The 14,104-nt window shown below is 27.8% G+C and carries 13 protein-coding genes; 2 read left to right on the top strand and 11 right to left on the bottom strand.

The window, feature by feature from the left end; genetic code table 11:
- Positions 1-117: 117 nt before the first annotated feature.
- The 9 genes from L3B98_RS23645 to dltD form a co-directional block, all read right to left on the bottom strand.
- The gene (locus L3B98_RS23645) at positions 118-1,506 is read right to left on the bottom strand and encodes a glycosyltransferase family 2 protein (protein WP_015394670.1); all 1,389 of its coding nucleotides are present in this window, start codon (positions 1,504-1,506) and stop codon (positions 118-120) included.
- A 204-nt stretch (positions 1,507-1,710) separates the two neighbouring features.
- Positions 1,711-2,790, bottom strand: a complete 1,080-nt coding sequence (locus L3B98_RS23640) for a rhomboid family intramembrane serine protease (protein ID WP_238918472.1) — start codon at positions 2,788-2,790, stop codon at positions 1,711-1,713.
- Positions 2,791-2,904: 114 nt separating this feature from the next.
- Entirely contained in the window at positions 2,905-4,689 is a 1,785-nt protein-coding gene (gene pepF, locus L3B98_RS23635; protein WP_238918471.1) for an oligoendopeptidase F, read from the bottom strand.
- A gap of 417 nt (positions 4,690-5,106) precedes the next feature.
- A complete protein-coding gene (locus L3B98_RS23630; protein WP_238918470.1) occupies positions 5,107-5,508 on the bottom strand; it encodes a DUF6762 family protein in 402 nt (133 codons plus the stop codon).
- A gap of 300 nt (positions 5,509-5,808) precedes the next feature.
- Positions 5,809-6,039: a D-alanine--poly(phosphoribitol) ligase subunit DltC gene (dltC, locus tag L3B98_RS23625; RefSeq protein ID WP_015394674.1), complete on the bottom strand. Its 231-nt coding sequence runs from the start codon at positions 6,037-6,039 to the stop codon at positions 5,809-5,811.
- Between the two features lie 14 nt (positions 6,040-6,053).
- On the bottom strand, positions 6,054-7,208 hold the full coding sequence (dltB, locus tag L3B98_RS23620) for a D-alanyl-lipoteichoic acid biosynthesis protein DltB (protein ID WP_015394675.1): 1,155 nt from the start codon (positions 7,206-7,208) through the stop codon (positions 6,054-6,056).
- On the bottom strand, positions 7,208-8,722 hold the full coding sequence (dltA, locus tag L3B98_RS23615) for a D-alanine--poly(phosphoribitol) ligase subunit DltA (protein ID WP_238918469.1): 1,515 nt from the start codon (positions 8,720-8,722) through the stop codon (positions 7,208-7,210). The genes dltB and dltA overlap by 1 nt, the downstream gene beginning before the upstream one ends.
- Before the next feature lie 13 nt (positions 8,723-8,735).
- Positions 8,736-8,864, bottom strand: a complete 129-nt coding sequence (locus tag L3B98_RS29020) for a hypothetical protein (protein ID WP_275298488.1) — start codon at positions 8,862-8,864, stop codon at positions 8,736-8,738.
- Positions 8,845-10,029, bottom strand: a complete 1,185-nt coding sequence (gene dltD, locus L3B98_RS23610) for a D-alanyl-lipoteichoic acid biosynthesis protein DltD (RefSeq protein WP_238918468.1) — start codon at positions 10,027-10,029, stop codon at positions 8,845-8,847. Before dltD ends, L3B98_RS29020 begins: the two co-directional genes overlap by 20 nt.
- A gap of 141 nt (positions 10,030-10,170) precedes the next feature.
- On the opposite strand from dltD, the gene L3B98_RS23605 reads away from it, so the two are divergent.
- Both L3B98_RS23605 and L3B98_RS23600 read left to right on the top strand, forming a co-directional pair.
- Entirely contained in the window at positions 10,171-10,842 is a 672-nt protein-coding gene (locus L3B98_RS23605; RefSeq protein ID WP_238918467.1) for a metal ABC transporter ATP-binding protein, read from the top strand.
- Between the two features lie 44 nt (positions 10,843-10,886).
- Entirely contained in the window at positions 10,887-11,687 is an 801-nt protein-coding gene (locus L3B98_RS23600) for a metal ABC transporter permease (RefSeq protein WP_015394680.1), read from the top strand.
- A 92-nt stretch (positions 11,688-11,779) separates the two neighbouring features.
- Here L3B98_RS23600 and L3B98_RS23595 read toward each other — a convergent pair whose 3' ends face one another.
- Positions 11,780-12,913 (bottom strand): 2-aminoethylphosphonate aminotransferase, encoded by a 1,134-nt coding sequence (locus L3B98_RS23595; protein WP_238918466.1) that lies wholly within the window; start codon positions 12,911-12,913, stop codon positions 11,780-11,782.
- Positions 12,914-12,953: 40 nt separating this feature from the next.
- Positions 12,954-14,087 (bottom strand): phosphonopyruvate decarboxylase, encoded by a 1,134-nt coding sequence (aepY, locus tag L3B98_RS23590; protein WP_238918465.1) that lies wholly within the window; start codon positions 14,085-14,087, stop codon positions 12,954-12,956.
- Positions 14,088-14,104: the final 17 nt, after the last annotated feature.

Genomic DNA, 14,104 nt, shown 5'->3' with positions numbered 1-14,104 from the left:
TACTCTATAAAATATACTTCCTTTATCGTACAATGTCAAAAAAACTTAACTTCTAATTAATAAAGAGTGCACTATCAAATTAATAATACACTCTTTATACCTCAATAATCAGAAGCTTTATACATCACATATTTCTATTTTTCTAACATGCTTAGTATGGCTCCACTCTTTATTATTCTTGTTTAATATACCTTGTATTGAAATAGGGAACCATGTTATTGTATATAATCCATATAACCAGAATCTATAGAATAAAACAAATTGTTTCTTTCCTAGTAATATCCCTGTTAACACTAAAAATGCTAAATTATATCCAATACTAATTGCTAATGCTACTAACCAATCCCTAGTATTTGTTGCTAAATATGGAACTACAAAAACATTACTTGAATATAAAATTTCCATTAACATGAATTGTTTTGAAATTTTCTTATCTATTAACAACGTAAGTGGTGTCAATAAAAATTGAATAACACAAAATGCTTTAAATGCATCATCACTAAACAAGTAATTAATAATAAAAATATTAACTCCACTGGTATTGGATTGTATTAATGTTAAAATAGTTGATATACCTATTAATACTGTTACAAATGGTTGTAAAACATATAATGCACAGTCGAAAATATAAAATTTTCTTTCTAAAACTGCTTTCTTTAGTAATTTAAAGAAATATCTTGAAGCAACATCAGTAAAACCTTGCATCCATCTTTTTCTTTGCGACCATGACTGCTTTAATTTCAATGGCTTTTCATCATATATTATAGCATCGTGTGCCCATCCTACTTTTTCTCCATTTAACACAAGTTTACAAGTAAATTCTAAATCCTCTGTTAAGCAAGTTGCACCCCATCCTAGTTTTTTTAATGTATTTGTTTCTAAAACAAATCCTGTACCACCAATTTGACTTGTTAATCCCAAATTTGCTTTAGCTAATTGATTCATTCTGTTCTGAGTCCAAAAACCTATAGAATAACTTGATGCTATCCACGAATCTTCAGGGTTTTTACTATCAATGTATCCCTGTACAACTTTATATCCTTCTTGCATTTTGGAATTCATTTCTTTTAAGAAATCTTTATGTACAAGATTGTCTGCATCAAATATTGCAATAGCATCATATTGTTTTTCCATAGCAAATAATTTTGAAAACATCCATTCTAATGCATATCCTTTTCCTCTTTTGTCTTTAGAAAATCTTTCACAAACATTAACACCATAGCCTTTAGCTATTTTAGCTGTATTATCCGTACAATTATCTGCAATTACAAAAACATCATACATTTCCTTAGGATAATCTAATTTCATCATACTCTCTATAAGACTTCCAATAACAACTTCTTCATTATGCGCTGCAATTAACATTGCAAATTTATTCTTAGGCGTATAATTCTTTTTTTCTTCTTTTCTAAATAAACCAGCAATTCCTAAAAACAAATAATAGCATATTATTGCAAAAACCAAAATTTGAAATATAGCTGTTATGGTCAAAATATATTCTCCCATTATGTTCACTCCTAATATTTAATGAGACCTGCTCCCATTTATTATTTTACATACTTATCATCGTACTATACCTACTTAATAATATTTCAATAAAAATAAAAAATCAAGTCTATTTTCTTAAGATAACATTAATATTTCCAAATTTCATTTTTCTGAATTTTAAAATTTCAATTTTAGTAACATCTTTCAAATCAAAGGAACTAATTATAATTTACCCATATTATTATTAAATATTTTATAACTTATGTATCCTGTTAAAACACCACCAACTAAGCCTCCAATATGAGCAAAGTTATCAATATTTGAGATGCTTAATCCTATAAATAAATTTATAATTATAACCTGCATTAAACTAGACATATATTTTTTCTGAATTTTATTTCTCTCTATAAATGCAAAAGCTAAAAGTGCTCCCATCAAACCAAATATTGCTCCTGATGCCCCTACGGATATACTATCTGGATTCATAAAATAACTTAATAATGATGCTGTTACACAGGATACTGTATAAATAATCAAATATTTTCTAGCACCATAAATTTGTTCAATTTGAGGCCCTATTATATACAGAGAATACATATTGCATGCAATATGTATAAAACCTGAATGCAAAAAGGCACAAGTAAATAATCTCCAAATCTGTCCTTGATTTATTAATATATTATCTTTTGCTCCAAAATCAACTAATACCGAATTATTTATTCCATTAATCAAATTATCTATCATATTCTGCGAAACTTTAATAGAGGATGCATTTGCAGCATTAATTAAATTATTAACCTCAATGTTTGTTTTATAATGTATTACCGTTTGAATAACGATAAACAAAACTATATTTATTGCTATTATACAAAATGTAATTATTTTATATTTTAAGAACTTTTCTTTTGAAAAATCCCCTTCTAGTTGACCTTCTAACAATTTCTCAAATATTTGTTTTAATGGAAGACAAGATTCATCACAAGCTATAACATTACCTCTATCTTTATTAATAATAAGCTTATTTATTGGATGTATATGTTCCGTGTATATATAGTCTTTACCAGATAAAATCATCACATTAAGTGAAAATGGTTTATCTAATGTTTTTATGTACTCAAATGCTTCTAGTGAATCTATATTTTCATTTGCTTCATCAGTTATTAAAGCACAGTATATGCCTTCTCGTAATTCTTTAATTGCAATATATACATCTTCTTTATGATAATTGCTATAGTATTGCTTCATATAGAAATCTTCTCTATTTAATAAAGTTTTGTAAAATTCTTCTTTAATATTTTTCATGCTTTACCTATCCCAAATATAATTTCAATGCACAATTGCAATCTCTAAACCAAACTGACAATTGATAATTGGCACTTGATAACTGATAATCTACAATTGTGCATTGTACAAATTTTATTTACCTATCATATCTAAAAGTTCATTAAATCTCTTTATAGTTGCTTCTATAGGTGCATTAGACATCATATCTACACCTGCATTTTTCAAAATACTTATTGGATAATCGCTGCCACCAGCTTTTAAAAAGCCTTTATACTTCTCAACTGAATCTTCTTTGCCTTCTAATATTGATTTTGAGAATGCTGATGCTGCTGCATAACCTGTAGCATATTGATAAACATAAAAATCAGAATAAAAATGAGGAATTCTAGCCCATTCTACATCTATTTCTTTATCTATTATCATTTCACTTCCAAAATATTTAACATTTAAATCGTGCCACGCCTTATTATACTCATCAGCAGTTAATGGAATTCCTTGTTCTAAAGTTTCATGAGTATAAAGCTCAAATTCTGCAAACATCAATTGTCTGAAAACTGTTGTTCTAATTTGTTCTAATTCTTGATTAATTAGATAAAGCTTTTTCTTTTCATCTTTTTCATTTTCAATCAAATAGTGAATAAGCAAAGATTCATTAGTAGTCGATGCAACTTCTGCACAAAATAATGTATAACTCGAATAATGATATGGCTGTTCCTTTCTTGAGTAATAAGAATGTATTGAGTGACCCATTTCGTGAGCTAAAGTTGATACATCCTGCAAATCATTATTATAATTTAAAAGAACATAAGGCATAGTATCATATCCACCCCATGAATATGCACCACCTCTTTTTCCCTTATTTTCATATATATCTATCCATCCATCCTTAATACCACTTTTAAATATATCTAAGTATTCACTTCCAAGAGGTTTTAAAGCTTCTAAAACTGTATCAACTCCAGTATTAAACTCAATTTTTTCCTTTTCTATTTCAATTACCGGAACATATAAATCATACATATGGATTTCATCTAGGCCTAATAACTTTTTCTTAATTTCAACATATCTATGAAGAGAATTTAAGTTGTCATTTATAACTTTAATAGCATTTCTATAAACATCTAATGGAATATTATTAGGCTTTAGTGAAGCTTCCAATGCACTTGAGTATTTTCTTACTTTACTACTAAAATTAAAAGTTTTTATTGAAGCAGTTAAAGAAGTTGCTAGTGTATTTTTTAACTTGTCATATTCTCCGAATAGTCTTTCAAATGCAGCTTTTCTTACATTTATATTTTTACTTTTTATAAATGAAGAGTAATTTCCTTCTGTTAATTCAACTTCATTTCCTTCCTCGTCTTCTAATTTACCAAACGTCATATCTGCATTAGTCAAAATGCTGTGTATTGCTGATGGAGCATCCAAACAATCTGAAGCTGCTGCTAATAATTCTTCCATTTCTTTTGATAGAATATGTGGTTTTTCTTTTAAGATATCTTCAATTAAAAATTTGTAATTCTTTAATTCACTTACTCTATTTATTTCCGCTTCAATAAATTTATCCTCTAGGCTTAAAATTTCTGGAACAAAAAAAGCTGTATAACTTGCAAATTCAGCCATATATATATCAATTTTACTCATTAAAGCTTGATATGTTGTATTTGAAGTATCTTCATCATATTTTAAATGTGCATAAATAAATAAATTTTCTGCTTTTCTTGATATTTCTTCATTAAATTTAAGATATTCTAAGATTTTTTCTCCATTAGTTAATTTCCCTGAATACTCATTTAATTTCATTGCCTGACTTTTTAGACTTTCAAAATCCTTTTCCCATGTTTCGATATTTGTATATATTTTATTAATATTCCATTTAAATTTATCTTCAATTTCTTCTCTTTTTCTTAATTCACTCATCTTAACACCTTCCCTTTCATTTAGTTATGAGTTATGAGTTAACAGTTATGAGCTATTGGTTTAAACTAACTGTTAACAATTCTTATTTTGTTTTTATAATTATAGATATCCAAATTAATAATCAAACTTATAAATGGAATATACATGCATCATCGCGAAATTATAATCTTAACATTACACTAGAAATTAGATACATATTTGTGCAAGCGGCATATGAAATTAAGCTGTGATGGTTGTTAGTGGAAGGTTGTTCCATTTTCTGCTTGTCATAAATTTATTTTAGGAACATGCAGAAATGGGTGCAACCTTCCACTTAGAACCCATCCAGCAAAAATTTCATTAGTCCGCTGGAATAAATATGTGTTTAATTTCGGTAAGTTCTGCATATGTCTAATTCTTGCTTTGGATATCTATAAATTATTCTGAATATATTTCTTCTTTCCCTTTTATAGCTTCAAATACTGCATTCATTTCATTTTCTATTATTGCTACTGCTTCATGTATTTTTTCCTTCATTTCATTATAATCATCTTTATATTCAAATTTTATTATATATGTAGGATTATATTCTTCTTCATCTTCTTCTAATTCATATCCTTTTTCTACAAATGCTTCCTTATTAAATAAATCATATATAGCAGAGTATTCCCATTCTTCTACATCTTTATTTGTATCAAAATACATATTTACAATTCCATCCAATACATAAAGTTTTTTTACAAACAACGCTCCTTCATTTACTTCGAAGCTTCCTAATTCTTTCTTTATAAAACCTGTTTGATTATCTTTTTCTATTAATACTAAACTCGAAAAATCCATAAACACACCATCCTATTACTTTTATTATATTAGTTTTAACACTTTTTTAAACATATATGAATATTTTATTTATTGTGTTAATTAAAAAATAAATAATTATTTAAAATCATCTATATATCACTCTGATTATATCAAAAAAGGCAATTTATAACCATAAAAATAAAATATAGCAATATATATAAATTTCTTAAACAAAATAGACTATCTAAATGTAATAAAAATTTTAATACTTCTATTACATTTAGATAGCCTAATCTTTTCCTATATTACTATTTATCCAACAATAGTCATCTAATTATATTATTTTCTATTTTCTAAGAATTCAGCCAACTTATTAACTGTTGACATATCTTCTCTTTCTAAATCTGTAGGTTGAAGTTTTATTCCTAATTTCTCTTCCAATTTTAGCAATACTTCTATTATTGCTAGTGAATCTAATAATCCTGCATCAAAAAGATTTAAATCTAAATCTTCAGCAATTTCATCATTTCCTGTAACTTCAATAAATATTTCTAATACTTGTTCTTTCATTTTACATACTCCTTTTATTTAAATAAATATCCTGAAAATATTAACATACCAAAACAAACTATATGGAATGTTATTGCTATTTGAACACAATTAAACCATTTTTGGTTCTTATTCTTTTTATAAAAAGTTGATTTTCTTTGATATATATCTGTTAATACTAACGCTACTCCTTGATATAACCCATATAAAATATAATATACAGTTAGCCCATGCCATAAGCCCATAATAAACATTGTAATTATTTGTGCTACATGAGAAGCTGTAAATCTGCTTCTAAATCTTTTCTTCCTCATAGAATCCAATACAAATCTTGAAAAAATATAATCTCCAAACCATCGTGACAAAGAAATATGCCATCGTGTCCAGAATTCTTTCATATCCTTGCTTAAGAAAGGCTTATTGAAATTCTCTGGGGTTTTAATACCAAATATATAACTTGTTCCAATTGCAAATAAACTATATCCTGCAAAGTCAAAAAATAAATACATGGTATAAGCATACATATAATTTATACTATTTATTATATTAACCTCTTTTGGTATATTTAGCAACCAATATGTGTCAATTAAATACGCAATTATAAATTTATATATTATTGCTATAAATATTTTTCTTAATCCAACTAACAAAAATTCATTAACATATTCATTTTTTTCTATTTTAGAATTTAAATTTTCTTCAAATCTCTTCCATCTATCAATAGGTCCAGAACTTAATGTAGGAAAGAATAAAATAAAATTAATAAAATCTATAAATTTAATTTCAGTAATTCTACCATCATAAATTTCAATTATTATTTGGATTGCCTTAAAGTTCAAATATGACAAACCAATAAATCCAATGTATGGCGCAAACCTTGTAAGTCCAGCCACTTTAGTTATTATAACCGGAATTATTGACATAAACAAAAAGGCCCAATATAGATATCTACTATCATTTTTTTTTCGAAGATATAAATATCCGTAAATCAGCGTAATTTCTCCAGCCAGAAACATCAAAAACATAATCAAGCCTATAGTTTTTCCCATTATGAGATAAATCATAGCTATTGATACTATTAATCCATAATATTTAATATTTATTCCTTTTAAGGCTAATACTATAGCTGGAATAAAGGTTAATAATAATAGATATAAATAAAAGTAATCTCCATATTGTGTTAATTTCATTATAGGTCCTCCAATAATTTTTTCCTGTCAATCTTTCCATTCACATTAGTAGGAAATTGTGTAACTATTTTTATGTTTCTTGGGACCATATATGACGGAATTAATTCTCCTAATTCTTTTTTTATTGCGATTCCATTCTTTAATCCACTTAACCCGTTATCTTCCTTTAATTCAATAAAAGCTGTTAAATAAGCAATTTTATCATCTTTATTAACTGGCACAACAGCAGCATTTTTTACATTACTTACTTTTACCAAATTGTTTTCTATGTCTTCTATTTCTATTCTGTAACCATTAAGCTTTATTTGGAAATCCTTTCTACCACAGTAATATAAATTCCCATTTACATAATATCCTAAGTCACCTGTTCTATATGCTCTACAGTTAGTACCATTATATTCATCATAAAAAAATGCTTTATCTGTCATTTCCTTATTGTTAAAGTATCCTTTACTTACACTTGGACCTACAATTATGATTTCTCCCTTTTCTCCTTCATTTACTCTATTTCCAGCTTCATCAACGATTTTCACAACTGAAGTTTTCATTGGATATCCTATAGGAAGGCTACCTTCTTGTGCAAGTGTCTCTCTATTCATATCATTTGCACTTACTGCTACTGTTGCTTCTGTTGGCCCATATCCATTTACAATTCTTGTGCCTGGAAATCTATTTAAAAGTTCCTCGCAAAGAGGTTTTGGAAGAACTTCTCCTACGAATATCATAGCTTTCAAATTAGGAAGCATTATAGAATTGAAGCTTTCTTCTACCACACACATACCTGCAAACGATGGAGTTGACACCCATATATTGATTCCTGATTCTCCCATATCATTAAACATATTTTTTAAATTTGAAAGAGTTTCCTTTGAATATCCATGCAGAGTTTTCCCATAACATAAGCCTGGATATATTGAAGTTACAGATAAATCAAAAGAATATGCAGCTTGATTCATAAATACTTCTTCCGACTCATCTAAATGTAAATAATCTGCTATCCATTCAACAAAGTTATCTAAATTATTACTGCTTATTTGAACCCCCTTTGGCTTTCCTGTACTTCCAGAAGTAAATAAAATATATGCATTTTCATCTTCTTTTACCCAACTACTTTTTTGAACTTCAATATCTTTGTACTCATTTTGTATTTCCATAAGCTGTTCTTCTTTTAATACACGTATATTTTCAAAAGTGTTTTCTTTACTAAAGTCAATAAGCACCTTAGGGTTAACTTCACCTATAATTGCCTCTACTCTTTCTTTAGGATAACTAATGTCAATTGGTATATATGCTCTTCCTGATTTTAGAGCAGCCATCATTACTGCCATCATTAAATTTTCTTTATTTCCATATATGATAATAGGAGTTCTATCATCTCCAAATTCTTTTAATAAAAATGCACCTATAGCTTCCGAAGTTTTATCTAAATCCATATAAGTCATTATATTTCCATCACATTTTAATGCGATTCTATCTGTTTCAGAGTATTTTTTTATGCCTTCTAAAATCTTCATTTTCTTATCTCCTTTAAAATTGATTATATACAAATGGTATTTCATTAAATGGTTCAAATGTTAATATTAAGATTGCTAAAATAACTACTACAGAAGCTATTAAAGCAAAGCTTATCTCTTTATTAGTTTTTAAAATGCTCATAAAGTTCTTCATTTACCTTAGTCCATCCCTTCCATCCTAAATGCATCACATCGCATATAAAATAAGGTGTATATTCTTCATTTTTTAAATTTAAAACTTCAAATCCTCTTTTTCTCGCCATTTCTTCTATTCTGTCAAAGAATTTATCTCTATTTTCCTTAGTCATCCCAGTATAATCATACCATCTTCCATTTGTAGGCGCTAAAATTATATATGGTTTTATATTTAAATCTGAACAAATATCTAAATACAGTTCATAATCTTCATATTCTTTTGAATTCATCAAATCAACATTTTTATTAATATCTTTTTGAGATTGTAAATTATCTTTTAAATATTTATCATAATAGGTGTCATACACCATAAACTCATTATTTGTAACTTGGCTTTTACCTTGTTCTTCAGCCTTTTTATATTCTTCAGTCCAGTTTATTTCTCTTAATTCTGTAGTCTCTTTCTCTGGCAAAGTAATTAATTTTCTATATAATAATCCTTTATCCTTAAGAGTAACAATGTTTTCACGTGCAAAAAAATAAGGCTCAAATAAGCACTTCAATAACTTGTATTGAATACCATCATTAGAATAAATTTTAGCATATAACTTTTCTGGTGCAAATTGAGAAGTCTTTGTTAATACCTGATCTACTCTAGAAGCATACTTTTTTCTATGCTCTTCTGTTATGTTTTTATTTGATAAAAGGGTATAAAACTGTGAAGGTGAAAAATTAGCTTCAAAGCTTGTGTTATCAATTCCAGCACTTCCCATAAACCATTGAAGAGAAAGTATCATTGCAACTTTCCTATCTTTTTTATCACTATCCATGCCGCCAAGCACTGATATTTGTTTTAAATCTTGAGAATAAGCTCTACCTGTAGTTGCAAAATTCTCTAATCCCTTGGCAGGAAACGTATTAACAGGTAATTGCGAAACAGGAGCACCTAATTCTGACGATCCTTCTAATAAAAGGTAATCATTTTGTGTCAAGTATTCATTGTATATGACTCCTCTGTCTTTATACGTGCTTCCATATTCTATATTTATACTTTTTAAGTTTTTTGTGTTTAACAACGTTTGTATTTTTTTATCTAGAAAATTATTTAAAAAAATAACTATTACTATTCCCACAAAAATAGGCATTAGTATCCATAAAATCTTCTTTTTCATTTTCCCCTCCCGGTTTCTTCTCGAACTTCTATTTTATTCTATAATAAGTCGAAATATAATTCAACATTAAAGCATTTATTTATCTTGCAAATCATTTGCAAGAAAGTGTATAATATAATAATGTTTTAAGGAGTTGATTATTTGATTACTATAAAAAATTTAAGTTTCTCTTATACTAAAGGAACAAATTTGTTAACAGATATAAATTTAAATATCCCAAAAGGAGTTTACTTATCTATACTTGGAGAAAACGGAAGCTGCAAAAGCACATTGGTAAAACTTATATTAGGACTATTGAAGCCTGATAATGGTACAATCACATTAGCCTCCAATAAAATATCCTATGTTCCACAGAGAATGGATAATTTCAATGCAGACTTTCCAATAACAATTAAAGAATTATTATCTTGTCATGCTAAGACTATTGGTCTTAAAAACCCAAAATGTATCACTGATTCTTTGGAAAAAGTTAATATGCTTGAGTTTTCTAAAAGCTTGATTGGTAATCTTTCTGGTGGACAGCAGCAAAGAATTTTTATTGCAAGAGCTCTTATGGGAGATCCAGATTTAATAATACTGGATGAGCCATCAACTGGAGTTGATGAAAAAAGTCAAAGTGAAATTTATCCTTTACTTCAAAGTTTAAATAAAAATTTTGGAAAAACTATTATTTCTGTCGAACATAATACAAGAATAGCTTTAAAATATTCAACCCACATTTTAAAGGTTGAAAATGCTAATATAAAATTATATTCTAAGGAAGAATTTTCAAATAGTATAGATGACGATTGTTCTTTTTCCAAAATAATATAAAATTCCATAATATCAAATGAGTATTTTTAGAAAGGTAATATTTTATGTTTGAATTAGGTTTTATGCAAAATGCATTTATTGCAGGTTTTCTTGTTTCTATTCTTTGTCCATTTATAGGACTGTTTATTGTTCTTAAGCGTTATTCAATGATTGGAGATACCTTGTCCCATTCTTCCTTTGCAGGTGTAGCAATCGGGTTGCTTACAGGTACAAATCCACTTATAACAGCTTTTGCATTTACTAGTGCCTGCGCAATAATTATAGAGTTTTTAAGAACTTATTATAAAAAATATAGTGAGCTAGTAATGTCTATTGTTTTAACCCTAAGCTTAGGTATTGCTATCATCTTAATAAGTAGTGGGAAAGCTTCTGCAAAAGTAGATTCATTCTTATTTGGTAGTATTCTAACTGTAACCGAGTCAGATATTATGTTAATTTCCATTGTCGGTGGTATTTGCTTTATAACGCTTCTATTTCTTTATAACAAATTAATATATGTAACCTTTGATGAAAATGGTGCAAAGACAGCAGGTATAAATGTTAAATTAATTAATTACATTTTCACTTTACTTGTAGGTGCTACAATTTCACTTTCTATAAGAGTTATGGGAATACTTGTAGTTTCTTCGATTATAGTTGTTCCTGTAGCAACAGCTATGCAATTAAAAAAAGGTTTTACAAAAACATTAATTTTTGCAATTGTCTTTGGTTTTTTAGATGTAATGATTGGACTAGTCCTTTCTTATTTTGTAAACAGTGCTCCTGGTGGTACAATTGCTATAACTTCAGTAACAATGCTTATACTAACTTTAATAATAAAAAAATTTACAGCTAGTAACATGTAAATTATGAAAAGAAAAGTTTTGCTAACTATTTATCAGATAGGTAGACAAAACTTTTCTTTAAACTATTTTTTTATAACATTATAATAATTTGATTACTCTTCATAGTTTGCTTGCAACTGAGTGAAATATTCCTCTAATAATTCTATAAACTTAAGCATATTTTCTGGATATATTTGTCCTATATTGGCTATTCTAAAAGTATTTTTTGATGTTATCTTTCCAGGATATATTGTAAAGCCTCTATTATATAAGAAATTGTGCATTTCATTAAAATTATACCCACCTATTTTGGGTTCTATTATTGATGTTAGCAGCATAGATGAAACTTTTTCACTCACTAACTTTCTTAATTTTAATTTATCTAATCCAGTCCATAAAACTTTACAACATTCTTTGTATCTTTCGTACCTTGCATAAATAGTCTCCTCTTTAGTCTCAATTATAGCTTGTCTTAATGCATAAAGCACTTGTACTGGCGGTGTAAATCTCATTTGATAATTATCCTTAAAATAAATATATTGTTTATAGAGATTTAAATAGAGATTTCTTGACTTAATATTTTTTGTTTTAATCAATGCTTCTTTATTTGCTATAACAAAGCTTATTCCAGCCATTCCTTGTATACACTTATTTGAACTTGAAGCCAAGTATGTTATATTCATTTCATCCATGTCTATTGGAATTCCAGCAAATGAACTCATAGCATCAACTATCATATCAATATTATATTTTTTACAAAGCTCACCTATTAATCCTATATCGTTTAATATTCCTGTTGTAGTTTCGTGATGAATTACTGCCAGATGGCTTATACCAACTTCACTATTATCATCTGAATTATGCATTTTTATTATATCTTCTAACTCATTCAAATTAATTTCTTCTATAGCTGAACTTTCAAATTCTATATAACTTAAATTATATATCTCAGCCATTTCACAAATTCTTTTACCATAAGCACCATTATTAATTATTAAAACTTTTCCATTATCCACTACTGAACTTATAATCGCCTCAACAGCAGCTGTTCCAGATCCGCCAAACAGTATTGTTGTATAAGTATCATTAGAACCAACAAAGTTAGTAAGTTCTTTTGACACAAATTCCATTACATCACCAAATTCTTTTTCTCTGGGACATATATCTGGTACAACCTGTGAAAATTTCACTGTATCAGTAGTAGTTGCAGGTCCTGGATTTAATAATATATTTCTCTTAATGTCCATATTAACGCTCCTTATTTTTCTGCTAATTATAGTTTAAAATTTATAAATCTAAAAACTTCATGAATGCATTTTTATTTTCAATTGGTGTCGTTGTAGGTCTTCCTAAATCTTTTCTTGCTCCTTTTTTTACCTTTATTTCTATAAATAGAGGCCCTTCAAGATCTTTTGCTTTCTCCAATAACTCTTCCAATTTTAATTTCGAATCGCATGAATAACAATTTTCAAATCCACAAGCTTCTGCTATTTTACTTATATCAACGTCAAACCCGACAGTTTCTTGACCCCCAACAGAATCATGAGCACCATTATTAATTAAAATATGTCTAAAATTATTTGGTTTCTGATTTCCTATTATAGCCAACCCACCAAGATGCATTAACAAAGCTCCATCACCATCAACACAATACACAACCTTGTCTTTCTTATTTAAAGCAATTGCCAACCCAATTTGAGATGCATGGCCCATAGATCCTACTGTTAAAAAATCTTTATTATGATCATGGCTCTTTTTTTCTCTTATTTCAAAGAGTTCCCTAGATGCCATTCCTGTTGTAGAAATAATAACTGAATTATCATTAATCTCATTTACTAATGTTTCTATTGCCTCTTCCCTTGTCATTTCAAAATTATAAGCATTCTTATTCTTAAGTTCATATTCAACAAATGTGTTCTTTTTAACCACCAACGCATATGGCTCATTTTTTTCTTTCATATATATATGTGCTTTTTTCAATTCAGACTTCATTTTATTATTACTAGTAAATTCATCTAATACCTTATATTGTATTCCTAATATATCTAATATCTGAGTTGTAATTAAACCTTGCTTTTTATGCTGAGGTTCATCTTTTTTGTTCGGTTCTCCCCTCCAGCCTATTATTAATAACATTGGTATACTATAAACTAGTTCATCCGCAAGAGAAGCAAGTGGGTTTAATGCATTTCCGAGCCCAGAGTTTTGCATATATACTACTCCAATTTTCCTTGTTGCTAAATAATATCCACTTGCTAAAGCCACTGCATTGCCCTCATTTGCAGCAATAATATTCTTTTCATTACTAATATTATCCTTAATATATGCACAAAAAGATTTCAATAAAGAATCAGGCACCCCCGCAAAAAAATCCATTTCATTTTCTAATAACTCATTATAAAACTCATTAACATCAATCATCCACTTCAACTCCAAAC

Source organism: Clostridium sp. YIM B02555 (assembly GCF_022320955.1).
Classification (GTDB): domain Bacteria; phylum Bacillota; class Clostridia; order Clostridiales; family Clostridiaceae; genus Clostridium; species Clostridium saccharoperbutylacetonicum.
This window is presented reverse-complemented; position numbering and strand designations above follow the sequence as displayed.